This window comes from Agrobacterium sp. a22-2 (genome assembly GCF_012276985.1).
Lineage (GTDB): Bacteria > Pseudomonadota > Alphaproteobacteria > Rhizobiales > Rhizobiaceae > Allorhizobium.
Genome location: NZ_JAAXMM010000011.1, coordinates 59,629 through 86,262, shown reverse-complemented (window position 1 = coordinate 86,262; position 26,634 = coordinate 59,629). Strand labels below are relative to the sequence as shown.

General features: G+C 60.8%; 27 protein-coding genes and 1 pseudogene. 9 read left to right on the top strand and 19 right to left on the bottom strand.

The features are described 5' to 3' along the window. Positions 1 to 53: 53 nt before the first annotated feature. From HFC70_RS17820 to HFC70_RS17810, 3 genes are all read right to left on the bottom strand, one after another. Positions 54 to 698, bottom strand: a complete 645-nt coding sequence (locus HFC70_RS17820; RefSeq protein WP_168474626.1) for a HEAT repeat domain-containing protein — start codon at positions 696 to 698, stop codon at positions 54 to 56. A gap of 221 nt (positions 699 to 919) precedes the next feature. Next, on the bottom strand, positions 920 to 1,330 hold the full coding sequence (locus tag HFC70_RS17815) for a helix-turn-helix domain-containing protein (protein WP_168474625.1): 411 nt from the start codon (positions 1,328 to 1,330) through the stop codon (positions 920 to 922). Between the two features lie 335 nt (positions 1,331 to 1,665). After that, on the bottom strand, positions 1,666 to 2,085 hold the full coding sequence (locus tag HFC70_RS17810) for a DUF1761 domain-containing protein (protein WP_168474624.1): 420 nt from the start codon (positions 2,083 to 2,085) through the stop codon (positions 1,666 to 1,668). A 105-nt stretch (positions 2,086 to 2,190) separates the two neighbouring features. Here HFC70_RS17810 and HFC70_RS17805 point away from each other — a divergent pair, with 105 nt between their 5' ends. After that, entirely contained in the window at positions 2,191 to 2,874 is a 684-nt protein-coding gene (locus HFC70_RS17805; protein ID WP_168474623.1) for a YafY family protein, read from the top strand. A 90-nt stretch (positions 2,875 to 2,964) separates the two neighbouring features. Here the strand turns inward: HFC70_RS17805 and HFC70_RS17800 are convergent, their stop codons facing one another. From HFC70_RS17800 to HFC70_RS17770, 7 genes are all read right to left on the bottom strand, one after another. Continuing rightward, a complete protein-coding gene (locus HFC70_RS17800; RefSeq protein WP_168474622.1) occupies positions 2,965 to 3,147 on the bottom strand; it encodes a hypothetical protein in 183 nt (60 codons plus the stop codon). Positions 3,148 to 3,373: 226 nt separating this feature from the next. Continuing rightward, the gene (locus HFC70_RS17795) at positions 3,374 to 4,228 is read right to left on the bottom strand and encodes a fumarylacetoacetate hydrolase family protein (RefSeq protein WP_168474621.1); all 855 of its coding nucleotides are present in this window, start codon (positions 4,226 to 4,228) and stop codon (positions 3,374 to 3,376) included. 111 nt (positions 4,229 to 4,339) lie between these two features. Further along, positions 4,340 to 4,894, bottom strand: a complete 555-nt coding sequence (locus HFC70_RS17790; RefSeq protein WP_168474620.1) for a carboxymuconolactone decarboxylase family protein — start codon at positions 4,892 to 4,894, stop codon at positions 4,340 to 4,342. Between the two features lie 3 nt (positions 4,895 to 4,897). Continuing rightward, entirely contained in the window at positions 4,898 to 5,743 is an 846-nt protein-coding gene (locus HFC70_RS17785) for an SDR family oxidoreductase (RefSeq protein ID WP_168474619.1), read from the bottom strand. Positions 5,744 to 5,866: 123 nt separating this feature from the next. Next, complete coding sequence (locus HFC70_RS17780) at positions 5,867 to 6,571, bottom strand: dienelactone hydrolase family protein (RefSeq protein ID WP_168474618.1); 705 nt, start codon at positions 6,569 to 6,571, stop codon at positions 5,867 to 5,869. A gap of 1 nt (position 6,572) precedes the next feature. Then, positions 6,573 to 7,238, bottom strand: coding sequence for a carboxymuconolactone decarboxylase family protein (locus HFC70_RS17775; RefSeq protein ID WP_168474740.1), 666 nt, complete (start codon positions 7,236 to 7,238; stop codon positions 6,573 to 6,575). 107 nt (positions 7,239 to 7,345) lie between these two features. Beyond that, positions 7,346 to 8,569 carry an acyl-CoA dehydrogenase family protein gene (locus tag HFC70_RS17770; protein ID WP_246735841.1) on the bottom strand — a complete coding sequence of 408 codons (1,224 nt, stop codon included), beginning with the start codon at positions 8,567 to 8,569 and terminating at the stop codon, positions 7,346 to 7,348. 260 nt (positions 8,570 to 8,829) lie between these two features. Between HFC70_RS17770 and HFC70_RS17765 the strand changes: the two genes are divergently transcribed. Then, the gene (locus HFC70_RS17765) at positions 8,830 to 10,077 is read left to right on the top strand and encodes an MFS transporter (RefSeq protein ID WP_168474617.1); all 1,248 of its coding nucleotides are present in this window, start codon (positions 8,830 to 8,832) and stop codon (positions 10,075 to 10,077) included. A gap of 502 nt (positions 10,078 to 10,579) precedes the next feature. On the opposite strand, the gene HFC70_RS17760 is transcribed toward HFC70_RS17765, so the two are convergent. From HFC70_RS17760 to HFC70_RS17740, 5 genes are all read right to left on the bottom strand, one after another. Continuing rightward, the gene (locus tag HFC70_RS17760; RefSeq protein WP_168474616.1) at positions 10,580 to 11,008 is read right to left on the bottom strand and encodes an SRPBCC family protein; all 429 of its coding nucleotides are present in this window, start codon (positions 11,006 to 11,008) and stop codon (positions 10,580 to 10,582) included. A 111-nt stretch (positions 11,009 to 11,119) separates the two neighbouring features. After that, positions 11,120 to 12,505, bottom strand: coding sequence for a 3-oxoacid CoA-transferase (locus tag HFC70_RS17755; RefSeq protein WP_168474615.1), 1,386 nt, complete (start codon positions 12,503 to 12,505; stop codon positions 11,120 to 11,122). A gap of 39 nt (positions 12,506 to 12,544) precedes the next feature. After that, positions 12,545 to 12,967 (bottom strand): Zn-ribbon domain-containing OB-fold protein, encoded by a 423-nt coding sequence (locus tag HFC70_RS17750; RefSeq protein WP_168474614.1) that lies wholly within the window; start codon positions 12,965 to 12,967, stop codon positions 12,545 to 12,547. After that, complete coding sequence (locus HFC70_RS17745; RefSeq protein WP_168474613.1) at positions 12,967 to 14,118, bottom strand: thiolase domain-containing protein; 1,152 nt, start codon at positions 14,116 to 14,118, stop codon at positions 12,967 to 12,969. Before HFC70_RS17745 ends, HFC70_RS17750 begins: the two co-directional genes overlap by 1 nt. 20 nt (positions 14,119 to 14,138) lie before the next feature. Further along, complete coding sequence (locus HFC70_RS17740) at positions 14,139 to 14,894, bottom strand: aspartate/glutamate racemase family protein (protein WP_168474612.1); 756 nt, start codon at positions 14,892 to 14,894, stop codon at positions 14,139 to 14,141. A gap of 224 nt (positions 14,895 to 15,118) precedes the next feature. Here HFC70_RS17740 and HFC70_RS17735 point away from each other — a divergent pair, with 224 nt between their 5' ends. From HFC70_RS17735 to ribB, 7 genes are all read left to right on the top strand, one after another. Next, the gene (locus HFC70_RS17735) at positions 15,119 to 15,955 is read left to right on the top strand and encodes an IclR family transcriptional regulator C-terminal domain-containing protein (RefSeq protein WP_168474611.1); all 837 of its coding nucleotides are present in this window, start codon (positions 15,119 to 15,121) and stop codon (positions 15,953 to 15,955) included. Between the two features lie 463 nt (positions 15,956 to 16,418). Continuing rightward, the gene (locus HFC70_RS17730) at positions 16,419 to 17,285 is read left to right on the top strand and encodes a helix-turn-helix domain-containing protein (RefSeq protein ID WP_168474610.1); all 867 of its coding nucleotides are present in this window, start codon (positions 16,419 to 16,421) and stop codon (positions 17,283 to 17,285) included. Between the two features lie 75 nt (positions 17,286 to 17,360). Continuing rightward, positions 17,361 to 18,002 carry an NADPH-dependent F420 reductase gene (locus HFC70_RS17725; protein ID WP_168474609.1) on the top strand — a complete coding sequence of 214 codons (642 nt, stop codon included), beginning with the start codon at positions 17,361 to 17,363 and terminating at the stop codon, positions 18,000 to 18,002. A gap of 490 nt (positions 18,003 to 18,492) precedes the next feature. After that, complete coding sequence (locus HFC70_RS17720) at positions 18,493 to 19,767, top strand: acyl-CoA dehydrogenase family protein (RefSeq protein ID WP_168474608.1); 1,275 nt, start codon at positions 18,493 to 18,495, stop codon at positions 19,765 to 19,767. Positions 19,768 to 20,082: 315 nt separating this feature from the next. Continuing rightward, positions 20,083 to 20,586, top strand: coding sequence for a flavin reductase family protein (locus tag HFC70_RS17715; RefSeq protein WP_368669707.1), 504 nt, complete (start codon positions 20,083 to 20,085; stop codon positions 20,584 to 20,586). Positions 20,587 to 20,795: 209 nt separating this feature from the next. Then, positions 20,796 to 23,033, top strand: coding sequence for a TonB-dependent receptor (locus HFC70_RS17710; protein ID WP_168474607.1), 2,238 nt, complete (start codon positions 20,796 to 20,798; stop codon positions 23,031 to 23,033). Between the two features lie 117 nt (positions 23,034 to 23,150). Beyond that, the gene (ribB, locus tag HFC70_RS17705) at positions 23,151 to 23,783 is read left to right on the top strand and encodes a 3,4-dihydroxy-2-butanone-4-phosphate synthase (RefSeq protein WP_168474606.1); all 633 of its coding nucleotides are present in this window, start codon (positions 23,151 to 23,153) and stop codon (positions 23,781 to 23,783) included. Between the two features lie 176 nt (positions 23,784 to 23,959). Here the strand turns inward: ribB and HFC70_RS17700 are convergent, their stop codons facing one another. From HFC70_RS17700 to HFC70_RS17690, 4 genes and pseudogenes are all read right to left on the bottom strand, one after another. Then, positions 23,960 to 24,502: a carboxymuconolactone decarboxylase family protein gene (locus HFC70_RS17700; RefSeq protein ID WP_168474605.1), complete on the bottom strand. Its 543-nt coding sequence runs from the start codon at positions 24,500 to 24,502 to the stop codon at positions 23,960 to 23,962. Between the two features lie 173 nt (positions 24,503 to 24,675). Continuing rightward, complete coding sequence (locus HFC70_RS17695; protein ID WP_246735840.1) at positions 24,676 to 25,275, bottom strand: IclR family transcriptional regulator C-terminal domain-containing protein; 600 nt, start codon at positions 25,273 to 25,275, stop codon at positions 24,676 to 24,678. Positions 25,276 to 25,326: 51 nt separating this feature from the next. Then, positions 25,327 to 25,452 (bottom strand): annotated as a pseudogene (locus HFC70_RS27290) (IclR family transcriptional regulator); the annotation flags it as partial. A 145-nt stretch (positions 25,453 to 25,597) separates the two neighbouring features. Next, the gene (locus HFC70_RS17690; protein WP_168474603.1) at positions 25,598 to 26,533 is read right to left on the bottom strand and encodes a fumarylacetoacetate hydrolase family protein; all 936 of its coding nucleotides are present in this window, start codon (positions 26,531 to 26,533) and stop codon (positions 25,598 to 25,600) included. Positions 26,534 to 26,634: the final 101 nt, after the last annotated feature.

Sequence of the window (26,634 nt, the reverse complement as noted above, 5' to 3'; positions counted from 1 at the left end):
TCTTGCCATCCCTTTAACTCGCGACAGGTGGCTGGGTCGAGGCCATTTTTGCCTCACCCCTTTGTCGACTTGGTACGGCCAAGCATAACCTCGCGGCGAGCGCTCTTGAGTGATGGTGCGAAGCCGGAATCGGGATCCCGCAGCAAGCGCTCCGTTGCCTCAACGTGCTGACGGACCGCCGCGTCGCCGTGTTCTGCGGCAGCAGACAACACTGGTGCGATGACCTCCTCTCCCAATCCGACCAACGCCCGGCTCAAGCTGCGCTTTATGTCCTCATCGCCGCTCCCAAGGCTGGCAGCGAGCTTTTCGGCCAGCCAGTTGCGCTGATTTTCGGGCACCAGCGCCACTGCCGCATACCAAGCGGTGCGCACCACGTCCTGATCCTCGTCATCGAGGCGGCAGGCAACGGCAGGCCAAGCCGAGACATCCCTGAACTTGGAAAGCGTGTGGAGAGCCTGACGTCGGGTCTGAGGCTCTGGGCGCATTAATTCCAAAATGACCTTCGGCACGACTTCGCCCGCCGGTTGCCGGATCAGTGCCCATGTCAGTATTTCTCGGACCTGAAAATCTGGTTCAACCGCACATTGACGCAGCAGAATCTCGACGTCCCTCAGGGATGGGCTCATTCCTGCTTTGAGGGCCGCGTACAGACGCACTGAAGGATCGCGGTTGGCGAAAGCGGTTTCAAGAGGAGTCATTTGCTTACCGAGTAACCGTTTAAAGGAACGTTCGGTCGGCCCGCAGCCGATCTATAGAGGAGCACAACCGGCTCGCCACCCGCCGCCGGCCGCTTACCAGAACGAAGGTGTCGCCATGCCGCGTTGCACGACAGTTTCCTGCTTCGGGACGGGCTAGGTTTGTGGGGCGGGCCGGTATCGCTCCATAACCAATTTGCCCTCGGCAGTTTTTTAGATCACAATCATCGCTCCAGGCATACCCCAACAAGCTTGAGCAATGCTGCGGCGTCGGCCGGTGGCGCGATGACGATGACCTTGACGCTGTTTCGTTCGCGATCATGCGCAATGTCGACCGAGATGGACGTGTCGGATGGCTCCTTGCCTTTGGTGGCGCCCAAGAGAATTGCGGATAGGCGCTGCAGAAGCGCTTCATTGACATCAGCAATATCGACAACGCTGGTGGCCCTGGCGTCCCAATGATCGTTAGCGCTGCTCGACCCGGCGAATGCGTTTAAATCGGACCTCATAATACGGTATTGCTTGCCCACCTTGGTCGCTCGCAAGCGCCTTTCACGAATGAACCGCAGAACCGTCTTGGGATGCAGCTGCAAGAGATTTGCAGCAGTTTCCACCGTTAGAATATCCGTCGTCATTACCAATTGTCCTCTATTACGCCATATTATGGCTATCAATGTAACAATTGGGAGTCAATAGGCGCCATCTGCAGCCACACTCGCCGCGGGCGGGCATAGCCAGCGACCCCAACGACTGAAGCGAAGTTTGGCGGCATGTTTTATCAAGTGTCCTTCAGAGAGCGCCGTCATCGATCTCAAACTCGAACATCATCTGATCGAATGCTGGCTCGACCTAATTGGACGTCTCCGCCATCACGGTCGCGCAGTCGAGTGATACATGCATATTCAGGTACCCTGACCATCTTTGCACCTCGGAAATCCTCACATCATCTGAGCTCGTGCACAGAATGGGCCTACTGCAGCAGGAACAGCACGGCGCTCGTTACCAACATGCTGACCAGGAAATAGGGCGCGTTCACCATCGTGTAGTAGAACGGCCTGGGGAAATTGGGATTGATCGCGATGGTCATGCACATCGCCAGGAGATAACCGACGCCGATCACCAGCCCGAACGACAGGGCATCGGCAAGGGAGACAACGCCGGTCATGCGCATGATCGCGGCCGTCGTGACAATCATGACGATATTGCACACGAAGGGGCCAAGGATGGTCAGCATGTCCGGCTTGGCAGCCGGCATGGCCTCACGTCCCAGCGCTATTGCGTAATATTTGGGTACCAGGGCGCCAAAATAAACGCCCCCGAACACGAAGCCGAAGGCGGCGGCCGCAAGAACGCCCCAGAGGTTGATCTGGGCAAATGCGCTGAAAACCATGGTTCACTCTCTTTCTAAAATATCGTCGCGGGACGCTCAATGGCTATGGGCAATGGATGAAGCGGGTATAGATGTCCCCAACTGACACTTCACGGCAGTTGGACGATGAGCGGACCCGATAGATTGCTGCGCCTTCTTCAGCTTATGCGCGTCATGGCGCCGCCGATCACGGCGGCACGCCTGGCGGTCGAACGCGGCGTGTCTGTTCGATCGATCTACCGCGATATCGACCTGTTGCGGTTGTCGGGCGCCCGCATCGAGGGAGAACGTGGCTATGGCTATCGATTGATCGAGGACTATGCCCTGCCGCCGCAAACATTCGATCGCCTGGAAATCGAGGCGATTACCGTGGGACTGGGCGAAGTGCGCCAAATGGGCGACCCGGACCTGGCACGTGCCGCCGAGGCTGTGCTCGCCAAGGTCGCCGCAACCTTGCCGGACGACCGCGAGCAGCAATTGCTGCATTCCATATCCCACGTCTATCGGCCAAATGGTCGCTACGGCGCGCATCCGCATCTGCAAGCGATACGGCAGGCGTGCTGGGAGGAACAGGAGATCGAAATCGGCTATCGTGATCAAGCGGGCGCCGCCAGCCAGCGCATCATTCGCCCCCTTGCCATCATGTACAGCGATCACGTCCTGACGGTTCTAACCTGGTGTTGCCTGCGTGATGACTTCCGGATGTTCAGGGACGACCGGATCGAAAGCCTTTCAAGCAGCGGAGCCAGTTTTCGTCCGCGGCGGGTGAGTCTGTTGCGCGAGTATCTGGCAAAGCTCCGTGAGAAATAGAGCCAATAAACGGCGGCTTTCGGGATAGCCTCCGCTGGTATTTTTTGACAGCAATGGGCGCGCTACCGGTCGATGCGTAACTCGCGCCCATTATCGCCGTTCTTGTTGATCCTGCAAGCCGCCCTTCATTCTGGTACAGAGTCGTTTGACTTTCTTCCTGCCCAGAATCGACCCGGCCATCGTGGCGATGCCGCCGGCGACTACGTCGCCCGCCGCCCCTTCGGCTACCGTCGTAATCAAGCGCAATGCGCCGCTTTTAGTATGCTGCGTCATTCTTTCAAATCTTCGACATCCTCGTAGTGCGCTTCTAGCTCGTCGAGCACCGTGAGCTTGTGGCGATCAAACCTTAGCGCCGCAAGGTAAGCAGCAGGCCAATCCTCCATAGGCGCATAGGTGACCTCATTTTCAGAGCGCTTCGTCACTCTGGAAGAGCGGGGCGTGCAACGGATAGACCGGATACAGCCGCAGGGCCGCATCCGATCTATGGTTGGATCATCGTTCAGGCTTTCTCCGCCCGAACCGGATTGCGCAATATGCCGATCTCCGAGACTTCCACCTCGACGACATCCCCATCCTTGAGGAACAATTGCGGCGAGCGGCGAACGCCGACACCGCCCGGCGTTCCCGTCACGATCACGTCACCGGGTTGCAGCGGGATAAAGGTCGAACAATATTCGATGATCTCCGGGATCGAGAAAATCATCTGGCTGGCATCCGCACGCTGGACCTCCATGCCGTTGACGCGGGTGAGCAGATGGAGCGGCGCATTGTCGGGGATTTCGCCGCGCGTCGACATCCAGGGTCCGAAGCCGCCCGTCTGATACCAGTTCTTGCCCGGCAGCCATTGTGCGGTATGCCCCTGCCATTCGCGAATGCTGCCGTCATTGTAGGGGGCGTAGCCAGCGATATGGCTCCAGGAGTCCTCTTGCGAAATCCGGCGACCGGGCTTGCCGATGATCACCGCGATCTCGCCTTCGTAGTCGAAGGTGTGGGATTCCGGCGGCGCCAGCAAAGGCTGCATGTGGCCGATCTGAGTGGCGGCAAACCGTGCGAAAACCATAGGCTTCTTGCTGGGATCCCGGCCGATTTCGGAGCGGTGGGCCTCGTAATTCACGCCGATGCAGATGATTTTCGGCGGATTGGGGATGACCGGAAGGAACGTAATATCCGACAACATGTAGTCGGGCTTGGCGCCGACGCAGGCACTTTCGAGTTCGGGCAAGGCCTGCGCTTCAAGGACAGCCAGGAGATCTGCATAGCGCCCTTCGAACTTTCGGCCAAGATCGACAACGCCATCATCGACAACCGCGCCGAAGCTTTTGCGGTTCTGGATCTCAAAGGTAAGCAGTTTCATTGTAAGCACTCCTATTGAAGCCGCCTGTCATCAGGACGGCGCTGTTTTTTGCTGTCTGTTGCCGGGACGAAAGCGGCTGAGCGGGCCATCCGCTTTTGTCGGGGATAGAAGTCATCGGGTCTGAGGGAGCGGGAACTCCAGGAGACGCGGGACATATTCCGGCTCGAGATCGATCTCGATGGCCGCCATGACGCGGACGAGACCGATGTATTCGCCGATCGTCACGAGCAGATCCACGAGGTGTTCACTGCTGAGGGCCTCCGCGAGACGATCGAACCTCTCCTGTGAAAGCGTGATGTGGTCGGTCAGCTCTCTGGTCGCGGCCAGCACGGTTCGGGCGAGCGGCTCAAGATCTGAGGTGCCGCCGTCACTCTCCACTGCAATCGCCCGGATATCGTCGAGGCTCACCCCGAAGGACAGTGCCACATCCACGTGATGGGCCCATTCATAGGCAGAGCGCGTGGTATAGCCGACCTGCAGGATCGCCAGTTCCCGCAGGCGGGGATTCAGCCCGCTTTCATGGCGGAAATACATGCCCTTGGCCGCGACGAGTTTGGCAAGCACCGGGCTATGGGCGACCGCACGCGTAATATTCGACGTCATGCGTTGAATGTTGCGATGCTCCGGCGCGAGGTCTTCCGGCGAAAGATATTTTATGCGCCCCATGGGTTATCTCCCCACGCTGGCGGACAACTCACCACGGGCCTCGCCGACGATCGACGCCGGATCGTAGCCAGCCGTTGCGAACGCGATCAGGTCGGGCTGATAACCGGCCTGCGAGCAGATCAGGAAGGCATCCTGTTCGAGACCGTCGATCAGGACATTTGCCGCATACTCTGCCGGAACCCGCACCGTGCGGCGCTTGGGAACGCCGATGGCAAATTCTTCCGGGGCCGGCATCCCCGGTGGCGGCGTCGGCGGAACGCCTCCCGGCATCTCCGCCGTTGCGGTTATGCCGGGGCAGAAGACCGAAACACCCACGCCGGTTCCGCTCAAGGCATGGGCGAAGGCATAGCTCATCGACAGCTGCGCGCCTTTCGAGGCGATATACGGCCCCATGAAGCGGATCGGTGGATCGGGTAGCAGCGCCAGTGCGGAGGATGTGTTGACGATATGTCCCGCCTGGCGCTCCAGCATGCCGGGCAGGAAGGCCCGGATGGTGCGAAGATAACCGAGCACATTGATGTCGAAGGCCTCGCGCCATTGATCGAGTTCGGTATTCAAGATGGATCCGGTCACCGGAGGTTTGGCCGCATTGTTGATGAGGATGTCGACGGCACCGCACGTGCTCTCGACCTCCCGCCGCAGATCGGCGACCTCCCGGTCGTTTGCGACATTACAGCGAAACGCCAGCGCCTTGCCGCCCGGAACCGACTTGGCAGCCGCCTCAGCGCCCTCCCCGTTCAAGTCGACGATGACCACGCGAGCCCCCAGCTGGCCGAGGCGTCGTGCCGTCGCCCGACCGATACCGGTCGCCGCACCCGTTATGAGCACCAATTTTCCGTCGAATTTCATCAGCTGAATCCTATGTTCAAACGTGAGGGTCTTCGTCTGTTGCCGACACTCGAAGACGCCCTATCGATCTGTCTTTACAAGCGTCACGGCGTGACCCCGCCGGACGGATTTCCTGGACATGCTCTAAGCGGCCGGTGTTTGTCCCAGCAGCGAAATAAAGGCGCTCCACGAGCCGGCATCTGCCTTGGCGCTGTATCCGAAACCGGGACCGGCGCCGTGAAGATCGGGATCGGTGAAACCATGTCCCACGCCCCCGAACAGGCAGAGCTGGTAATCGACGCCGGCGCTGCTCATTTCCTCCTGGAAGCCACGGATCTGGTCCATCGGTGAAAAAGGGTCGGCGTCGCCGACACAGACCAGCACTGAGGATTTCAAGGCTGCCGCGCCGCGCTCGCTGGTGAGCCCGCCGTGAAAGACGGCGACGCTTCCGACTCCCACGCCTGTGCGGGCAAATTCCAGACCGCACCAACCCCCGAAGCAATAGCCGGCGACGGCGATGTGCTCGACATCCAACCGGCTGGCCTCCGCCAGGGCTCTGAGCCCGCCTTCGACCCGTGCCATCAGGAGATCGGGGTCGGCTTTCAGCGCGCCAACCAGGACACGGGCCTCGGCCGGCGTCTGGACCAACTGCCCTCCTCCATGCAAATCGGCAGCAAAGGCATGGTAACCCAGACCGGCCAGCATATCGGCGCGCCTTCGCATATGCGGCCCGAGGCCGGGCGCCTCATGCAGCAACAGAACGCCAACCTTGGCGGCGCTGTCCCCAGCCGCATAGTAACCCACACATTCGACACCCCCGGCGTCGTAACGCCGCTCCACGCCCTGCATGTCAAACACCTCCCTGTTTCAAGCCGTTGATGATCGGCAAGGCAAACACCATGGCGTGAATCCCCATGCTCGAGATCTGCCTGCAGACATCGAGAACCTCCTGCGGGCTTGCTCCATGCTCCAGTGCTGCCCGCACATGATGACGCACGCCTGTCCCATTGAGCTGCGTCACCTGGGCATGGACCGCCAGGGCGATCAGGTGTGCCTCCTTCAACGAAAGCGCCGCATTTGGGCCCCGTGTCGGGGCGGCCGCGAAATCCAGCCAGCAGGCATAGAAGCGTGGATCGAGCGCTATCCCAGCCTGGACCTCGTCAAGCACCGCGCCGAAGACGGCGAGATGGTCTTTGCGCACCTTTTCCACATGGCCTGCGTCAGAGACCACCTGACCCGGCGCGAACTCTTCCACCGCGGCAGCAACCAGCAGATAGGAGTGGATGCCGATCGCACTGACCGTCGCGACCACGGACAGAAGCTCGGCAGGGGTGGCACCCAGCTCCAAGGCCTGCCGGGCGTGATTCCTGAACCCCTTCTCGAACATGTGCGTCGGCGAACAATTCGTCGCCACATAGATGAGCTCGCGCAGTTTCGGCGGGATGGTGCCGTGGTCGCTGGAATAGGCGGAAAAATCGAGATAGGCGGCAACATAGGCCGGTGAGTAGGACAACATCGCTTCCCAGTCATCATGCCAATGTCCGCGTCGCCGTTTGAATTCCGCACGGACCCAATCTGGATCGAGCGGCGCCCCTGCTGATGTCAAGATCGTGTCCATCTCGATCAGAACGGCGTCAGCGGGGCGAGCCCGAAATGAAGGCGGGCCGCATTGACCGCCGTGCGCGACCGCTGCTCGACGAAATGCGTCTTCTGCACCGAGGCGTCTCGATAGATCCGCGCCAGCTGGGACTGTTTGGCGCCGGCACTGGTGCCGGCCGTGGTGAAGATGATTTCCAGCGCATCCCAGGCAAGCCGGCAGGCCTCCTGCGCGGCAGCAAACAGCCGCCGGTCGGTCTCCTCGCTGAAGCCCTGATTGGTCTCCTGGTGCGACTTGCAGGCTTCAAGATAGCCTTCGGTTACCTTTAACAGGAGCGCCTCGGCGGAATCGAGCTTGGTTTGCGCGTCCCCGTAATATTGCTGGAACTCGTGGCTCTCGAACAGGCGCTGCTTCGGGGAGAACCGCATGGACTTGCCGCGGCAGATTTCGTCATAGATGTCGAGCGCGCCCTTGGCCGCGCCGACGATGACAGCGCCAAGCTCGATGGCAAAATACGATGCCTTGCGACCGTTATACATCGGGTTTGGATGCACAGCCGCGCCACGCTCGCCGCGCCACATGACGATCGGGGCCGTCCGATAGTCCGGAATGAACAGATCCTTGACGACCACCCGGCGCGAACCGGTCCCCTGCATCCCGATCATCTGCCAATTGTCGATGATCTCGAAATCGCAACGGTCGACGAGCATCAGGCGCGGCGTCATGCTGCCATCGGGTTCGGGTGTGAGGCCACTGACCATCGCGTGGGTCGAGACATCGCAACCCGATGCATAGTCCCATGCCCCGCTGACACGGTAGCCACCTTTTTCCGGTTTCACCGGTACGGGCGAGCCCACGGATGGGCACCGATAATCGCCGTCATCGCCATAGGCTTCGATCTGCGCACGATCACTGAAGTCGGCCAGCATGATCGGATGCCCCGAGACGAGCGCCAGAACCCAACCGCTCGACGGACACCCGCGGGCAATTTCCATCATGACGCGGACGTAGGTAGTCAGGTCGAACTCGTAACCACCGAACCGCCGCGGCTGCACGATGCGATAGAATCCCGCCTGCATGAACTCCTCATGGGTGACCTCCAGCAGGCGACCGGCGGCTTCGGCATCCGCCTGGCGGGCGCGCAGCGTGCCGATCATCGACGTCGCGCGTGCGACCATCTCATCCGGTCGCAGGTTGGGCTCCGGCGGCACCAATCCCTCTGCTTCAAAACGTCGTTCAAGACTGACCATCGGCGCACCTCATCCTCCTCACCAGCACCCGCAATTGCGGCGAGTGCTCTCCTGGGATTGATTTGAGACCCGCAGTCCAGGATCGACAAGCTGCGACGATCCAACGTCCGGTATGTGTACGTTGATACATCTGCCGGACGCATGCATAAGCCAAGATGTGTGTCCCGTGGGAACGCTCTAGTGTTTGCGCTGCGCGGTTAAATGGTTAGTTGCGCCCGGCTCCGATATACGGAACATTTTCGACATCAAGAGGTCGACCAATGAGCTTATCTCCATTGAATTCCACCCATCCTCGGTATCACCGAGTGATCCTGGGCGCCTGCGCGCTCATCCTCTGCATGAATGCGGCTTTCCCCATCTATGGCGCAAGCGTGATCAACACCACCATGGTGACGACGCTCGGTTGGGACCGCAGCCTGCTGGGCCTGCTGGTGTCGGTCAACATGGCCGTCACCGGATTGACCGCGCCGCTGATCGGTTCGGCGGTCGACCGCTATGGACCACGCATCGTGCTGATCGCCGGCAGCTTCCTGCTGCTCGTGGGTGCGAGCGCCATGGCTTTCTGGGTGGAACAGCCGTGGCAGGTGATCTTCGCCTTCGGCATCCTGATGGGACTGGCCATGAGTGCCGGCGGCTTCATTGCCAATCAGGCCTGCGTCGCGGCGTGGTTCGACAAGAAGCAGGCCCGCGCGTTTGCGACCCTCTATGCGACGATGGGAGTGGGCGGTTTCATCGCCGCGCCGCTGATCAGCAGTGTCATTGCCCAGGGCGACTGGCGTGCCGGCTGGCTTGTCTTCATCGCCGTCGGAGCTTTTGCCTTGTGTTTTGCCATCTTCGTCGTACGCGATGCACCATCGGCCGCTCGGAATGAAGGCGTCGACAAGACTGCGCAGCCCGATTCCGCACCGGAGCCGAAAGGATCAATCTACAAATCGCCAGCGCTTTGGCTGGTAATTCTCTGCATTGTCAGTGCCGGGGCCGGAAGTTCGCTCTACATCGCCCATGGGCAGGCACTTCTCCATGATTCCGCCTTCTCCCCCTCTGCCGCCGCGGCATCGCTGTCGTTGATGGCCGCCTCCACGCTGCTGGGCAATTTCATGGTCGGCGCCTTGGGCGACCGTTTCGGCACCCGCAATATCCTGACCGGCGGCCTCCTCGTCTTCGCCATCGGTCTTCTGACACTCGGTTACGCCGAAAACACTTTCATGCTCTATGCTTACGCCGTGCTCCTGGGCGCCGGCTATGGCGCGGTCCAGGTCAGCTCGATGGCCCTGCTGGCCGAAACCTTTCCGGCCCGGCATTTTGCGTCGGTCTCGGGCTTTGCAATCTCCATGATGACGATTGCGAGCGCCGTCGCGCCCTTCGTGGTCGGCCAGTTGTTCGATCTCACCCAGACCTACATTCCGAGCATTCTGGCCATTGCCGGAATGAATGTCGCTGGGGCCTTGCTGATGATGAGCAATCGGCGGGTGTTCGTGTCGGCGGCAGCGCCCGCACCAACCCCATGATCGCAGCTGGGCCGCGACCAACGGCCCGGCCCCGCAAAGCACTGTTTTGCTCCCAAGCAAGGAGGTCGGCACTGGTGAAAACCAGGTCGGCCTCTTGCCGTTTCGGCAGATGGTTCAAAGATCCAACCGACCGAAACCACCCCGGAACCGGCGGCAGTGAAGTGCCCGGTGTTGCAGCCCCCGGGACTTCGGGGCCTCCCCGTCCGGATGGCCCTGGCCCGCGACGATGACGATCACCATCACCTTACCAGGGCTCCCCGCCTCGCCTGTGCTGGTGACCCGATTGCAACCTGTTTGGTTCAACACCGGTGCCGAACAATCCGCCAGGCTTAACCCGACCATCCATCAACCGCGCGGCGTCGGCCACGTTTGGTGCGCAGCGCTCAGTAGGAGGACCTGCGCAATGGCAAGTGCGCGGCTCGGCGCGCGGACAAACAAAAAACCGCCGCTCTTGCGAGCGGCGGCACAACGACTTCATACCAAAAGTCGTGGGGAGGAACCGTCAGACTGCCCCGAACTTGTCCTTGAGGCCCTGCAACGCGCCGGCGATGTCGCTGCCGATGCCCTTTTCAGCCATTTCCTGAATGGCACTCGGCACCTCGACAGCGATCGAATATTCGACCTCGGAGCCGGTACCGGCCTCGTTGACGACGAAGGTCGCGAGGAAGCCTTCGAGCTTCGGCGCACCCGGAGGCAGTTCCTGGTTCGGCACCATCTCGTAGGCCAGCGTGCGCTTTTCGTTGTCGAGCACGGCAATGCGATCGAGGATCGTGTTTCCCCGCTTCATCTTGACGATACGCTCACCGGACGCCGGTCCCCGAGCCGTCGACTCGATATGAGGCTGCCAAGTTTGAAAGTTGTAGAAGTCACTGACAAACGTCCAGACCTCCGAGGCAGGGGCCTTCAATTCAACGGACTGAGATAGTCTCATTTTAGTCTCCACTGTTATCTCCATGCCCGAACAACATGGATGGTTGAAAAAAACGTGATGCCGCCATCTCCCTAGCATCCGGCTGGCTGTCGGGCGGCACATTCGGCAGCGTCACATCGACCCGATCGAAGCGGCGAATGTGATATCGATCGGGGTCAATGCGCGGATTTCGTCCGGGCTGAAGCCCTCCGCAATCTCGGTGACTTCAAAGCCGTCTCCCTTGCGGATCAGCAGCGCCAGGTCGGTAATCACCATATCCACGCAGGCGGGCGCGGTGAGCGGATACGCACAGTCGCGCACCAGCTTCGGCTGGCCCTTGCCGTCGCAATGCTCCATCAGGACGATCACCTGGCTGCCGGAGGCCGCCAGGTCCATGGCACCGCCAATGCCGCCGCCGGACTGGCCCGGCACGGCCCAATTGGCAAGATCGCCCTTTTCGCTGACCTGGTAAGCGCCCAGAAGGACGGCCGAAAGCTTGCCGGAACGGGCGATTTCGAAGGAGCCGACGCTCTCGAACAGGGCCCCGCCGGGACGCATCTTGATGAAGTTCCCGGCCGCGTCGAAGAAGTCGACATCGAACTGCGCCGGGTCGTCCAGCAGATCGTAGCCAAGGGCGCCATTTTCCGCGTGAAGCAGGATGGATTTGTCTTTCGTATGGGCCGCCACCAGCGTCGGCAGACCCGAGCCGAGATTGACGTAACCGCCTTCCGGCAGGAGTGCAGCGGCGCGGCGCGCCATGTTGGAGCGGGTCAGAGCAGGCTTGCCGAAATATTCGCGCCCGCTGTCGGGTGCGCGGCGGCCCATGCGGCCGGTCGGCGGCGGGTATTTGGTGCTTGTGCGCACCACCCGTGACACGTAGATGCCGGGCAGCCCCACCCGCTCCGGTGCGATCTCTCCGGCCTCGACTATCTCTTCGACCTCGACAATGACAAGCTTGGCGGCCTTGGCGAAACTGGCATGGAAATGCGCACTGCTGCCGCGAAACTCGACATTGCCGAACCGATCGGCCCGGTGGCCGCGGATCAGGGCGACATCGACAGGCAGGGCGTGTTCGAGCACGTAGTCGCGGTCGCCAAACCGGCGCACTTCCTTGCCGTCCTGAAGAGGGGTTCCGACAGTGACTGGGCTGTAAAAGGCAGGCAAACCGGCGCCGGCCGCCCGCAACCGCTCGACGAGGATGCCCTGAGGCACCATCTCCAGCTCGATTTCACCGGCGGCGATCTTTTCCTCTTCCGGCGAAGGCATGCCCGGACGGACCGAGAAGGACAAGACGAGCCGGCGCACCTGGCCGTTCTGCACCAGGATCTGCGGGCGAAAGTCCCCGCCGGCCCCCAACGAGTTGGCGATGATCGAGAGGCGCCTGGCCCCTTGGGACTGCAGTGCCACGACCAGACTGTTGGGATAGGAATGGCCGACGCCAAAACCGGCAATCGCGATCGCCGCCCCGTCATTGATATCCGCCACCGCATCGGTAGCACTGTTGAAGACCTTATCCATGCCTTCTCCTTTCACTGAAAATGAATGCAATCGAGCCAGTCAAACCGGCTTGAATCGGGGGAGCGCCGTATCGTCGCTCCCGTTGTGGAACACCACCTGCACGCGCTGTCCTATGTGCAGCGGCTCGGCGCCATACTCGACAATGTTGCTGAGCATGCGCACGCCCTCGTCGAGATCGATCAGGGCAAGGATGTAGCTCGGCGTCTCCCGATAGGCCCCCTCACCCTTGAAGACTTCGGTGAAGCTGTAGATCTGGCCAAGCCCCGATGCCTCGCGCCAATCCAGCTCGGAGCTGCCACAGGCATTGCAGAATGCCTTCGGATACCAAACCGCCTTGGCGCAATGGCCACAGAACGGCAAAAGCAGGATGCCTTTCCGGGCGCTTTTCCAGAACGGCTCGGTTTCCGGAAAAACCACCGGCACGGGAATGGGAAGAGTGTCCGTGTGTTGACTGTCGCTCATCATGCGTCCTCCTGCCCCAGCACCAGCGTGACGCTGGCATGGCGCGACATGCCGCCGCCGGTGCCGTGCGCCAGCGCAATGCTGCAGTTTTTGACCTGTGTGTTCGGATTGGCTTCGCCGCGCAGCTGGCGCACCGCTTCGATTGTTCGCACCATGCCGCCCTGATAGCCGGGATGGTTGTTGCAGAGGCCGCCGCCATCGGTATTGATCGGCAGAATGCCATCCAGCCCCAGGGCGCCGCTGGCCACGAATGCGCCGCCTTCGCCTTTTGCGCAGAAGCCGAGATCCTCCAAAGTCATGATGACCGTAATCGTGAACGAATCGTAGATCGACGCGTATCGGATATCGCGAGGGCTCACACCGGCTTCCGCGAAAGCGCGCGGCCCGGAAAAGGCGGCAGCCGTGCTGGCGAAGTCGCTCGGGCCACTGCCGCCGTGCCGGATCGCCTCGCCATGGCCCAACAGCTTGACCCCCGGACGCTTCAAGCTTCGCGCCACGTCGGGCGCCGCCAGAACGAGAGCGCCGCCACCATCGGTGACCACACAGCAATCCAGCCGATGCAGCGGATCGGCGATCACGGGCGAATTCAAGACGTCGTCGATGGAAACGCTCTTGCGCAACAGCGCATTCGGATTGTGCTGGGCATAGCCAGCTGCCGCGACCTTGACGGCAGCCAACTGCGCGGCCGTCGTGCCGTATTCATGCATGTGCCGACGGGCCGCCAGCGCATAGACGGCGGCATTGGTTTCACCATAGACCGTCTCGAACGGGAATTCCGGCGTATCGGTCGTATGCTTGGCGCCTCGGACGACACCCCGCACCTTGGCGCCTTGCGTGATCAACGCGATCCTGCACTTTCCCGCGGCAATGGCGGCCGCAGCATGGCCGACATGTGCGAGATAGGAGGAGCCGCCGGTGAATGTGGAATCGATATAGCTAAGCTTCAGTCCGAGATATTCGGCCATCGAGATGCCGCCGAACCCGAGTTGGCCGTTGCTGAAATAACCATCCACGTCCTGGAGCAAGAGCCCGGCGTCTGTGAGCGCGCCGATCGCCGATTCGGCATGGATCTGCTGCACCGAATGATCTGGCAGATTGCGTCCGGGATGCTCGTATGCCCCCACAATGAAGGCCTTTCCTCGAATACTCATATCAAATGTCCTCAACGTCTTCAGACAGGCAGCCGCTTGGTGAACAGGCGACCAAATGCCTCGGGGCTGTCCTGCAATCCGGCATGGCGCAGGCACCACCAGAGCATTGCCTGATTGCTGGTAACCACAGGTGCGCCGAGGTCACGCTCGAGGTGGGGGATGATGTCGATGACGCGAATGGCGGTGCAGCTGAGGAAGTAGGCGTCGGCGGCGCAATCCGCATTGTCCATCGTCCAGCGATACCATTGACCAGGTTCCACGCTGGACATCGCCTTGCCTTCAATAAGATCCCGGCCGACAGAGCGCACCACCTCGAAACCGTGGTGTTGGAGAAATGCGATCTCGCGCTCCACGACGGCCGATATATAGGGTGTGATGAGCCCGATCCGCTTCGCGCCGAGAGCTTTGAGCGCGCCAATGACGGCGTCCGCCGTACTGGTCGCCGGCCGAGCCGCGACCTTTTCGATGCGCTCGCGAAGCACGTCCCCCATTGCCACGTCGAAGGTGGACACCGCGGTACAATTGAAGACGATCCGATCCGCGCCTGCGTCGCACAAAAGGCCGACGGCGCTTTCGACATCACGCGTCATCCCCAGCAGATCCTCCCGGGAGCTGCCCGCGAGCTTGAGCCGTGTCGTCAGGAGCGAAACGCCCTCCGGCAGCATGCGTGTCACTTCTGGTTCGGCCACCGGATTGCTCGACGGCAACAGCATGCCCAAACTCAGACGCCACCCATAGCCTTTGCCTCGACCGGAATTGGATTCCGTACCTGCCATTTTCACTCCACAAAGACATATGCACCAGCGGGTGCATCAACGCGTTCATCTCTGATCGTGAAGGTGCGAAGAGCCAACTCCGGACTGGCGGCCGTCCGCCTGGTGAATGGCCAAGGTGACACGCCAAGCCAACAATCGTCGGCCTTCAGCGCTCCGGCGCATCGAAATGCACCTCGATTGACAGAAGTTAAGCGAAGGCTCACTCTCTACATGGGAGGTGCAACATGACAGATAACATAAGGGCTTTGTCTCGTGGACTACGCCTGCTCGAGTTTCTGAGCGAAACCGGCGGCGCGACAAAACAGACGACGGTGGCGCATTTTGGGCTATCGCGACCAACGATCTATCGACTACTCGGGACGCTCGAAAAAAGCGGTCTCATCTCGCTTGGCAAGGACGGAGTGTATCGCCCGACCATCGCCACACGAGCCCTGAAAGAGGGGCTGACGGACGATGTGTGGGCGCTCTGGGCAGCCGAGCCCATTCTGCTGGAGTTGCAGAAGGAAGTGGTCTGGACCAGCGAAATCACCACCTTCGACACCTATAGCTGCGCAATGCTCCAGCGGGATACGACCCATTCGCTGAACCCGTTTCACATCAAGCTGCTGGATTTCGACGACAGCCAGCGCTCGATGCTGACGAGCGCCTGCGGCCTTGCCTACCTGGCCTTCTGCCCGGAGCAGCAGCGCGTGCAGATTCTCGAACATCTTGGGCGCTTTGGCGATCATGTCGATCGCAATAGCCATTGCGGCGCCCATACCCGGGACATGATCGCCAAGATCCGCAGCGACGGTTACGCCGTCGAGCGGCGGAGCTCTTATCCGCAGATCGCAGCGATCGCCGCTCCCATTCGTCATGAAGATCGTGTGCTGGCCTGTCTGAGCATCATCTGGATCCCGAGTGCGGTGAAGATGCAAGACGGCCTGGAGCGGTTCCTGCCGGCACTGCAGAGAGCGCAAGATGCCATTGAACAGAAGCTCAAGCGCGACGCCGCCCATAGGCACGGCTCGGAGCCTGCCTTCCGGCCGGCGCAGCGTGGTCCGCGGCACGAGCACGCTTGAAAGACGGATCCGACCGATATGGTGCACGCAACCGCGCTTGAGGAACGGGTTGCGTGCAACGATATGCTGCGACGGGTCGGCGCTCCGTGCGCCGACTGGCACATAGGCAGAGGAGTGTAAGCCACGAGCGACGGAATTTTGCATGTCATCGTCCATCGCAAAGGTCCCGGTACAGAATTGTACCGGTCACAGCGATGCGCAGCGGTGGTTGCAAAACGCCAGCATGGGTGCACGGGAGGGTGACATCCGATGCAGTTTCGAGCCGTTTTGGCAGCGTTTCGGCTGCAAATTGAGCTCCGTCCGCCTGGTGTACCCACTTGCGGCTTCCGACGCGTTATAAACCCCTCGTGAATGCATGGGTAACGGCACGTCAAAGCAGAGGCCTTAGCGGCTTTTGGGAGGTTTGACAGGGTGGGACCAGGAGGCATGCCTTCGCAAGAACGACGAAATGGGAGGAGGAACCATGACTTACAAGAACATCAGGGCTCTGGAGCGCGGTATCGAAGTGCTGCAGTACCTCAACACGGTCAAAGGGGCGACGCCGCCAGAGATTGCCGAACACGTCAATCTTCCGCGTCCGACCGTTCATCGCATTCTCGAGACATTGAGCGAACTCAACCTAGTCTATCACAGCCAGCTCGGAGACGAATATCGTCTGAGCTCCGGTGTGCAGCGGCTGGCTGGGAACCGGACCGATATCGGGCATGATTGGATCGACGAGATCGCCGTACCGGCCCTGCAGGAATTGACGTCGGAGGTCATCTGGCCGTCGGACATCGCCGTCTGCCAGCGGTCCACCATGGTCATCCAGCGGACCACGCATCGCATCAGCCCCATGTCGTGCGACGTGGGCATGGTCGGCCATCGGCGTTCCATGCTGCTGAGCCCACTGGGTCGTGCCTATCTGAGCCACTGCCCGGATGACGAACGCCAGGCGATTCTGTGCGCCCTCAGCAATTCCACCGACACCGAGGATCGTCGCGCCCGCGACCGGGTGTTCATCGACGACATCATCGAGGCTGGCCGCCGCGACGGCGTCAGCGCCTGTGCAGAACAACCGCATCCGCGATGTGCCAGTCTCGCGGCCCCTATTCGCCGCAACGGCAAGGTGCTCGCTTGCATGAATGTCATCTGGCGGGCCAACATGTTCACCATCGACGAAGCGATGCAGCACCTGCGTGCGCCATTGCTTGCGGCCAGAGACCGCATCGAACGCCAACTGTGTGAAAACACCGGCGTACCGGCGCCGGACTCCCCCGTCTATTCGACGTTATACACCATGCGGACAGGCGGCTATGATCGCTTGCCCCGCCGCCTGGCCCTTGCTTGATTGGTCCAATTATGGCGCGCTTTCGAGGTTCTTGCCTCGGCGGCGTCGCCTATTGGCTGACAGGAAGGACACAGCATGACCAAAACACTCGGATTTCTGGGCGCAGGCCGCCTTGCCCAAATGCTCGCACCAAAGGCGATCAACGGTGGCTGGCGGGTGATCCTGACGAATTCCCGTGGACCCGAAACATTGACCGATCTGGTTTCGGCGCTTGGCCCGAATGCCAGCGCCGCCCGCCCTCGCGACATGGTCCTGGCCGCCGACGTGATTATCCTGGCGACACGCTGGCCGCAGACCGCCGATGCCACGGCGGGCCTGCCCTGGGAAGGAAAAACCGTGGTCGACGCCACCAACAACCGGCTCGGCCCGAAGCCTGAAGACGTCATCAATATCGGTGGTGCGATCGCAAGTGAGATCGTTGCCGGCTATGTGCCCGGCGCAAACCTGGTGAAGGCCTTCAATCACGAACCGATCCCGGTCTTCGACAAGGCGCTTCCTCCAGCCGACGATGCAAGCGTGCTTTTCCTCGCCGGTTCGGATGCGAAAGCCAAGGACGACGTCGCGCAGTTGATCCGTGATCTGCACGCTACGCCGGTGGATCTCGGCGCGATCGACGAAGGTGGGTTGCTGTTCGCCATGGGCGGCCCGCTGGCAAACAAGTTCAAGCTCTATACGCCAACCGAAGCCGAAGCTGCGATCAAGGCAGCGCGAGACTGATACCAAGTCTCGCCTTGTTCAGAGGCGAACCGCCCCCGGCTGGGCGGGAGGAAACCCCCTCTCGGGATTGTATGCGACTCGGATCGCATACAATCGACGGCCCAAGACTCGTCGCCGGCTGTGCTCCATTCTGATCTCCAGATCTCCTGTCAATCCTGTCGCATACCTGATTCATCCGAACGGAAGCACCGCGCGAACGCTGTGCGCAATCATTCGATCGCCTGCTGCCCGGCATGCAAATTCTCGTTGATGGCAGAGGCCCCACGCCAATCTTGATCAAGCTCCCGGCATTCCACTGACGTGCCAATGTTATGCAGCATGTCGTGCCGGATTGCCGTGCCCGCTCCCCGGCATAACATACTGTTTTTTCGTACATATTGAGAGCTTTAGCCAATTGCCGTACGCACGACGGACGCACTTTGCTTGATCCTTGTTCGTCTCAGACGGCGCTGACACCATGCAGGAATAGTTCAAGCAAAGGAGCATCTACGTGGTCGCTACCAAGAAACTGAACGTGGTATCAGCCACGAAGACAAATCCAAATCGGATCGCCCCCCTGGCGAAGCCGGAACCGGATCTGACACCGGCACAGATCATCCAGCGCGCTATCGACCTGCGCCCGCTCCTTTTGCAAGACCAGGCGGCGGCCGAAGAGCGGGGCACCTATTCTCCTGAGATGCACGAGCGGTTTCGCGAGGCCGGTTTCTATCGAATCCTGCAGCCCGCAATGTACGGTGGCTATGAATTCGATCTGACCGTCTTTTCGCGTGTCATCGTCGAGGTGGCGCGCGGCTGCCCCGGGACGGGCTGGTGTCTGTGCCTTGCGTCCGGCCACGCCCTCAACGCCGCCGCCCTGTTCGACAAGGACGGCCAGGACATCATCTTCGGCGATGACGGGGAATTTGCAGCCCCTGCCCGCGGCATCCCCGGCGGACTGGCCACGGAAACCGACGACGGCTGGATCATCAATGGAACCTGGGACTATTGCTCCGGCTCACCCTATAGCACCCATGCCATCGTCGGGGTTCGCATCGCCGGTCCTGCGACCGGCGGGCCGCCCGAACTGGGGATCGCCATCGTGCCGAGGTCGGGCTGGGAGCTGATCGACAACTGGCGGGATTTCATCGGCATGCGCGCCAGCGGCTCGAACAGCATCCGCATCGAAAACCAATGGATTCCAAAGCCCCTGCTGGTTCGCCAGAACTTCTTCGCCATCAACATCGACGGCGGCACCGAAGGTTACAAGCTGCACGGCAATTCGATGTATTCCGGCCGCATGTTCGGCTTCTTCCAGACGGAAATCACCTCGATCCTGGTCGGTGCCGGATTTGCGGCTCTGGACGAGTTCGAGCGGGTGATGGGCCTCAGGGCATCGGCCCCGAAACTCGGGCCTCCGATGTCCGGTGCGGCCGACTTCCACCGCCCCTACGGCATTGCGCTCGGCATGCTCGAGGCGGCTTCGAATGCGCTGGCCGCCGGTGCGCGATCCTATCTCGATTATTGCGAGCGCGGCGTGAACGAGCCGGCTTCCTATACGGAATTCGACGACCTTCGTATCCAGGCGGGTCTGCAGCATGCAGCGCACCTGGCCGAAGACGCGGTCCAGATCCTCTATAGCGCAGCGGGCACCAGCACTTCGGCAAAGAACGGCTCACGGCTTCAGCGCTACTACCGGGACATCTCCATGGCACGCACGAACCCAGGCCTGCAGTTCGACCGGACGGCAATGCAGATGGCCGCGCGGAAGTTTCCAGAACGACCATAGCGGCATGCGGCGTGCCTGGGAGGGCGATGACGCCGGACGCATACCGCATGAGACACTCATTGGGAGAGGAACATGAACCACCAAGTTCGCACGCAGGGCGATGCGGGTACCGGGACCGACCCGGGCCCGTCTCCGGCACAGACCGGAGCATCAAGGCAACCGCCGCAGGATTGCGCAACGTCGGGCGCTCCCTGTACCGGAGCATGCGAGGATGAAGCAGCATGCGCTGCCGCCTCCCCAGTTTCCCTGGCGACCAGCACCTCCGGCCCTCCAAACCTCGTTCCGCCGGTCGTATCGAGCCCAGGAGGGGCCATCGTGATCGATAACAAGGCGGCCTTGAAATCGCAATTCCTCTCGGGCATGGGCCGGGTCGCGGCCCCCGTCTGCATCGTGGCAACCGACGGCCCCGCGGGCCGCGCCGGAATCACAATCACCGCGATGAGCTCCGTCTCAGCCGATGGGGACAGACCAACCTTGCTGATCTGCCTCAACCAGGCGTCCCGCACGTGCCAGGCTCTCCAGGAAAACCGGCGTTTCACGCTGAACGTGCTCAATGCGCACAAGCACATCGCCACCGCAGACGCTTTTGCCGGCCGTTTCGGGACGTTCTTGCCGGATAAGTTCGAGATGGGCGACTGGATGACAAACCGCTTCGGCATCCCCGAGCTGAAAGAGGCGACGGCGGTGTTCCATTGTGAGGTCGCCTTCGCGCAGCCTGTTGGCACCCATATGGTCATCATCGCTGAAGTGGACGAGGCCACTGAAGCCGAAGGCGCGCGGGCACTCGTCTACTGTTGCCGTGAATATCGCTGCCCTTGACCTGCTTGCCGGCTATCGCAAGTGGCACAGTTCCGGGGTTGTGATCGAGCTGTTGCTGATCACTCAGACGATCCGAAAACCACCGGTGATCAGGGGCTCGGTCCCTGACAGGTCCCTCGTTGACGGATGAATGTCCGTGCCGAGACGGGCCAACGACGACCGATCTTCCAAAACAGAAACGCGCACACACAACGTCGGGAGGACGCTCAATGCGCTTATGGACTGACTTACCCCTTGCCGCAGCAGCCTGCAGCCTCGTCACTCTGGTGATGGCCGGCACGGCCGCATACGCACAGGAAACGCCGGATAAAGAGGCAGAAACCAGCCAAATTCCGCCCAACGTCGATCTGACGCAAACTTGTGGTGCCGCAGGGCCAACACCCCGCCGTGGCCCCCCGACAACCGAAGACTGTCCAATCCCCGAACGGGTTGACAAAAGCGCACATCCGGGAGGTCCAAGAGGGCTCCCGCCGCCGCCCTTGAGCATGATCGTCCCAAGCCAGTCCTTCAATCTCGGTCCACCGCTCGGTGGGCCTGCGGCCATCGGCAATATCGACCCTATTTTTGTCATGCCGCCAGGCATGGTCGGCGATCTGAAGCCTTCCCGGACGCTCCTCGGCTTCGGCGATCTGGCCGAGCCACGGCCGGCTCCGGACGGTTTCAATCATGACGGGACAGAAATCCACAGCATGGCAGGGTCCTACGGACGCTATCGTGCCACCGTCCAGACCGGCCAGTCCAACGAGAACTATTCCGCCTATTTTGCCGGAAGCACCATCAAGGATCCGAGCTGGCGCGACGATACCGACGGCGAACTGTCGGAACTCTATGGCGACCTGGGCTGGCGAAACGAAACGTCGAATCTGCACCTCACGTTAAGCGGCCTCGACGGCAGTTCATCGGGCGCAGGTCTGACACCTGTCGAAATGCTTGCAGACGATCGCTCGAGCTCCTTTATGTCGCCAAGTGGCGACACCGACCAACGGTGGAAGTTGCAGCTGTCGGGCGAACACGAGATGGACAGCGGTTGGACCCTGAGCGGCAAAGCCTATGTCGGACACTCGTCACGGCAAAAGAGCTGGGCGGATGGGGAAACCCCGCAAGCCTGTGCAGACGATGCGACCACGCTCTGTGACATGATGGGCTCGCCGTATAGGGACATGAGCGGAAATCGCTTCCCATTATATTCCACGTCGGGTCATTACGCCTCTCTCACCGAATACAGCGAGGAAACCGACACATATGGCGGGTCCTTCGAGGCGCGAACCAGCGAACCCCTGATGGGACGTCCCAACGACTTCGTCATGGGGATCGCCCTCGATGGATCGTCAACCTCCAGTTTGGTGACGGAAAGCCTGGGCGAATACACGACCAGTCTCGACTATACAAACGACCAGGGGATCTATCAGTCGACATCCGCGGATCTGGATGCCCTTTATTTCTCGCTCTACGCCGCAGACCAGTACTCGGTGACCGATCGGTTGACGATTGGCGGCGCCCTGAGGTTCAACGTTTCCGACCTCGATCGCTACAACGCATCGATGACGAATGTGACCTACGACTATGACCTCAACGAACATAAGACATTCTACAGCCTCGATCCCTCGATCGGCTTTACCTACAAGTTGATGGACGATTTGGTGGGTTACGCCGGCTACAACCGCGAAAGCCGGGCCCCGACGCCATTTGGAACGATGTGCGGCAGCATGGCCTCAACCTGTGCGTTCGCCAACTTTCCTGCCGCGGACGAACCGCTTGATCAGACTCACTCGGACAACTTCGAAGTCGGCGTCCGCGCCCAGAACACCGTATTCGGCGACACAACCTTGTCCTGGAACTTCCGGCTGTTTTCCCAGCAGACGGAGGACACCTATTGGCTCGTCTTGCGGGAAACGCGACCGATGTTCAGCAATGTCGGAGATTCCTGGCGTCGGGGAATGCGTTTCAACGCTGCCCTGGCGTCCGGCCCCTGGACCTTCGGCCTCGATTATATCCTGCAGAAATCGACGTTCGAAGAGACATTCTCCGTCTTCAGTTCGGATAATCCCTCTGCCGATGCCACGGGCCACATCACCGTTCCGGAAGGCTCGGAAATGCCAAACATCCCCAACCAGATCTTGAGCCTGACTGCCGACTACGCCGTCAATGACCGGCTGAATGTGGGCGGCACGGTCACGGCGGTCAGCGGAAGCTATGCCCAGTTCGACGAGAACAATACTCTCGATAAATCCGATCCTTTTGCCCTTCTCTCGCTCAGCGCGCGCTACAAGCTCAGTGAAAACGCCGAAATCTTCGGTCTCGTCACCAACGTATTCGACACGGACTACGAAGTGATGGGAGCATTGATGAAGGTCAACTCCGTTCCGGACTTAAGCCTCACCAATCCCTTGGGCTATATTCCCGGCGACCGTCGTGCCTTTTATGCCGGATTGCGGGTCACGTTCTGATGGCTTCGCCAACGCTGTCTGGAAAGGGAAGAAAGGCAACACTCAATGACGGTGTCATGGGTGTCTCCACCCCGAAATCGACGTTTCACCAATCCTCCTGCCCGGAAAGACGCATCCATGACCGTTTCCAAGATTGAAGACGCCATCCTCGCCATCGCACGCGGTGACATGGTCATCGTCGTTGACGATCAGGACCGCGAAAATGAAGGCGATCTCATCTTCGCATCGCAAGACGTGACGGCAGAAAAGATCGCCTTCATGATGAACAAGGCCCGGGGCCTGATCTGCGTGCCGATGGAGGGCAACCGCCTGGACGCCCTGGAAATCCCGTTGATGGTGCCGAAAAACACCGATTCTCTCGGGACGGCCTTCACCGTCTCGGTGGACTATCTGCCCGGCACGACGACGGGGATCTCGGCCGCCGATCGTGCCGCAACCATCAAGGCGCTGATTGATCCGACGGCCGAGCCGGAAGACTTCTCGCGCCCCGGCCATATCTTTCCGCTGCGCGCCAACCCGTCCGGCATCCTGGGGCGGCCGGGGCATACGGAGGCTGCGATCGAGCTTTGTCGCCTGGCCGGAAAGGCGCCGTCCGGCGTGATCTGTGAAATCGCCAACGATGACGGCACCATGGCGCGCCTACCGGATTTGGAAGTGTTTGCCCGAAAGCATCACCTACATCTCGTCACCATCGAGGATCTCATCGTCTATCTCCGTCGGGCTAATGCTTTCATCACAAGTGCAGCCTAGCAGCCTGCTGCAACTCTCTGCATTGATTTCCGGGGAATGAATGGATGGCGCGGACAGCCAGGCGACTGGGGCCACTGGCACCGACGCTCCACCCCGAGACGGTTGCGCTACAGCAGGCCAAACCACAGGGGCCACCGGCGCCACGGTCGTGGGGCGTAGAGCTGGCTGAGGCTCGCTCACTCCAGGTCTGCGGAACCCTGTTCTACGCCGATTTCAAAGGCATTCAGTGTCATCGCTACGAAAGAATAATAACCAACGATACCGACGAGCTCCGCTAAACCAGACTCACCGATTGCGTTTAATGCCTCACGGTGAAGTGCGTCTGGGACAAAGCGGGTTTCCAACAAGACCTTCACGTAGCGATAGACAATGGAGGCTTTATCGCTTTGGAAGAGGGGATCTGATCGTGTTCGTATTGCCTCGATGACGTGGGGTTCGACACCGGCTTTCAAAGCTTCCCGTTTGTGAACATCCCATTCGTAAATCGCCCCCCAGTCGCGTGCGACCAGAAGAATTGCAAGCTCTGACAGAGCCGCACCAAGTTCTGTATTGTAGCGGACGAATTCGCCGAGACGTTGCGCTCTTGCGCCCAGTTCCGGACTGTGGATCCACGCCCGCAACGGTGCCGGGACATGACCGCGTCGACCGGATGATGCTTCCTCCAAGACGCTGCGCTGAAGTGGAGACATGTCCTCTGGTTGTAGATCGGTCAGACGCATGCAAGGACCTCCTGGTGTCGAACAAAGTGTCGGGCGCAAACCGTGATGGCGCGTCCGACAATCGGAAAAATCTGGAATTCGGAACGAACGCCCCGCACATCTTCGATTGCCTGCCTCAAGAGGCCAGCCACCGACGGTAGACACTCTCACTCAACCACGAACAAGCAGATCGATCAGAGCGTCTCTGCTCGGTCGTCGAAGTGCGGCTGGCCCCGTGTGATCGGGTCACGCTGCCCGCGCATGGACGTTTCGATCTGCCGGGCGGCATTCGTGGCGATATCGATCAGCAGTGCTTTCTCCATGAGATTGAAGCGCGTCCGGGTGGTGACCATCACGAGGGCAGCGGGATCGAGCGCATCGTCGACCGGAACCGGAACGGCGACGCCTGCGGCATTGGGGTCGAGTTCGCCGATCGAGATCACATGGCCGTCATTGCGGTATTGTAGCAACTGCTTGCGGAATTCCGACCATGTGGCGCCAAGGCCCGCCTCCGCTATGTCTGCGCTGTGCTGCCCATAAAGCTTCCTGAGTTGAGGCACTGTCATCGACGCAAGCAGGATCTTCGAGCCGCCACCGCGAAACAGCGGCATCGGGCGGCCTCGGCCGAAGGCGATCTGACCGGTTTCGTGCGCCAGTTCCTGGTGTACGGCCATGATTTTCGAGCCATACATGCTGGCCAGCAGCATGTCGCAGCCCGTTTCCTGGGCGATGCGGACCATGATCGGCCGACAGGCATTGAGCAGTGGGTCGCACTGACGGATATAATAATCCATTTCGATCACGCGCGGGCCGAGAGAATAGCCCCCCACTGCGCGTCGCAACAGTCCGGCGTCGCACAACTCCTTGACATAGCGGTAGCCTGTGGGGCGTGAATGCCCACAATGCTGAATGATCTCTTCTGCGGACCAGATCGGTTTCTCGACCGAAAAGAGGTCAAGAATGAGTAACATTTTCGTTAGACTGGACATACGTGCTCGCGTGTAGATCTATTGCGCCGATCGGTAAGAGCCATCGCAAGGACCCGAACTTCAAACAACCAAGCTAGGCGTGGATGAGAAGGCGTGCAAGTTGCAGCGCCTCCACTCCCTCGGGCTGTCACGGATTGACGGGGGCATATTTCCCAGTCAGCTGGATCGCCGGTCCCTTGACCCCTTTGGCCATAAGGTCGACGCGCGTATCGCGCGGCCAGGTTCTCTTCAGGTCATCGCGCACGCCGATCTTCAGGCGCCCCAGCCCTTCGACTTCCAGCTCGACCGCATCCCCGTCCTGAAAGGCATTCAGTCCGCGGTGATTGGTGCCGGTCGCCACGACGTCTCCGGGTTCCAGAGCCTGAATATGGCTCAGCCATTCGATACAACGCGGAATCTTGTGCGCCATGTCGCTGGTGTTGAAATCCTGCTTGAGTTCGCCATTGACCCAAAGCCGGACCTGCAGAGACTGCGGATCCGGAATTTCGTCGGCCGTCACGATCCACGGGCCGATCGGCGCAAAGGTATCACGCGACTTCATCTGGAAATAATTGTTCTTGTCCGGGACGGTGCCACGTGCCGAACCGTCGATGAAGTTCACGTAACCAAAAACATGGTCGCGCCAGTTTTCGGCCGGAACCTGATGCGCCCGCTTGCCGATCACCAGAGCAAGCTCGGCTTCCCCTTCGAATGTCTTGGCCGGCATGTCCGGCAGGACCATGGTGCCGCCAGGCCCGATCACGCCGGATGGCGCCTTGTGGAAGGCGTTGATCGCCGGCGCTTCGGCAAGCGTCCCGTCCTCCATGTAGTTGACCGCCATGCACACGATATTGCCCGGTTTCGGCAACGGCGCCTGAAGTTGCACGGACGACAGGTCGATCGGCACGCCACCATCGGCCGCAGCCTCCAGCCTGCCGCGATACGCGTCAAACCGCTCGATCAATCCGCGCATCAGGTCATGCGGCCCCACATGGGGAATGTCCTGGACCACGGAAGAGACGTCGAAAATGGTGTCGCCCCGGACCACGCCGAGCCGGTAGGAATCGAAAAATGCGAGTTTCATGGATTAGGATCTCTCAGCTGGCGCCGTGCTGAACGCGCTAGGGAATGGAAAGCCAATAGCGGCCCGCGAACGAGCCGAGACTGTGCGCCGAAGCGCTGGAC

Bases quoted from the DNA above. Each gene is read 5' to 3' on its own strand.
- HFC70_RS17820 (WP_168474626.1), bottom strand. From the start codon at position 698: ATGACTCCTCTTGAAACCGCTTTCGCCAACCGCGATCCTTCAGTGCGT.
- HFC70_RS17815 (WP_168474625.1), bottom strand. From the start codon at position 1,330: ATGACGACGGATATTCTAACGGTGGAAACTGCTGCAAATCTCTTGCAG.
- HFC70_RS17810 (WP_168474624.1), bottom strand. From the start codon at position 2,085: ATGGTTTTCAGCGCATTTGCCCAGATCAACCTCTGGGGCGTTCTTGCG.
- HFC70_RS17805 (WP_168474623.1), top strand. From the start codon at position 2,191: ATGAGCGGACCCGATAGATTGCTGCGCCTTCTTCAGCTTATGCGCGTC.
- HFC70_RS17800 (WP_168474622.1), bottom strand. From the start codon at position 3,147: ATGACGCAGCATACTAAAAGCGGCGCATTGCGCTTGATTACGACGGTA.
- HFC70_RS17795 (WP_168474621.1), bottom strand. From the start codon at position 4,228: ATGAAACTGCTTACCTTTGAGATCCAGAACCGCAAAAGCTTCGGCGCG.
- HFC70_RS17790 (WP_168474620.1), bottom strand. From the start codon at position 4,894: ATGGGGCGCATAAAATATCTTTCGCCGGAAGACCTCGCGCCGGAGCAT.
- HFC70_RS17785 (WP_168474619.1), bottom strand. From the start codon at position 5,743: ATGAAATTCGACGGAAAATTGGTGCTCATAACGGGTGCGGCGACCGGT.
- HFC70_RS17780 (WP_168474618.1), bottom strand. From the start codon at position 6,571: ATGCAGGGCGTGGAGCGGCGTTACGACGCCGGGGGTGTCGAATGTGTG.
- HFC70_RS17775 (WP_168474740.1), bottom strand. From the start codon at position 7,238: ATGTTGTCCTACTCACCGGCCTATGTTGCCGCCTATCTCGATTTTTCC.
- HFC70_RS17770 (WP_246735841.1), bottom strand. From the start codon at position 8,569: ATGGTCAGTCTTGAACGACGTTTTGAAGCAGAGGGATTGGTGCCGCCG.
- HFC70_RS17765 (WP_168474617.1), top strand. From the start codon at position 8,830: ATGAGCTTATCTCCATTGAATTCCACCCATCCTCGGTATCACCGAGTG.
- HFC70_RS17760 (WP_168474616.1), bottom strand. From the start codon at position 11,008: ATGAGACTATCTCAGTCCGTTGAATTGAAGGCCCCTGCCTCGGAGGTC.
- HFC70_RS17755 (WP_168474615.1), bottom strand. From the start codon at position 12,505: ATGGATAAGGTCTTCAACAGTGCTACCGATGCGGTGGCGGATATCAAT.
- HFC70_RS17750 (WP_168474614.1), bottom strand. From the start codon at position 12,967: ATGAGCGACAGTCAACACACGGACACTCTTCCCATTCCCGTGCCGGTG.
- HFC70_RS17745 (WP_168474613.1), bottom strand. From the start codon at position 14,118: ATGAGTATTCGAGGAAAGGCCTTCATTGTGGGGGCATACGAGCATCCC.
- HFC70_RS17740 (WP_168474612.1), bottom strand. From the start codon at position 14,894: ATGGCAGGTACGGAATCCAATTCCGGTCGAGGCAAAGGCTATGGGTGG.
- HFC70_RS17735 (WP_168474611.1), top strand. From the start codon at position 15,119: ATGACAGATAACATAAGGGCTTTGTCTCGTGGACTACGCCTGCTCGAG.
- HFC70_RS17730 (WP_168474610.1), top strand. From the start codon at position 16,419: ATGACTTACAAGAACATCAGGGCTCTGGAGCGCGGTATCGAAGTGCTG.
- HFC70_RS17725 (WP_168474609.1), top strand. From the start codon at position 17,361: ATGACCAAAACACTCGGATTTCTGGGCGCAGGCCGCCTTGCCCAAATG.
- HFC70_RS17710 (WP_168474607.1), top strand. From the start codon at position 20,796: ATGCGCTTATGGACTGACTTACCCCTTGCCGCAGCAGCCTGCAGCCTC.
- ribB (WP_168474606.1), top strand. From the start codon at position 23,151: ATGACCGTTTCCAAGATTGAAGACGCCATCCTCGCCATCGCACGCGGT.
- HFC70_RS17700 (WP_168474605.1), bottom strand. From the start codon at position 24,502: ATGCGTCTGACCGATCTACAACCAGAGGACATGTCTCCACTTCAGCGC.
- HFC70_RS17695 (WP_246735840.1), bottom strand. From the start codon at position 25,275: ATGGATTATTATATCCGTCAGTGCGACCCACTGCTCAATGCCTGTCGG.
- HFC70_RS17690 (WP_168474603.1), bottom strand. From the start codon at position 26,533: ATGAAACTCGCATTTTTCGATTCCTACCGGCTCGGCGTGGTCCGGGGC.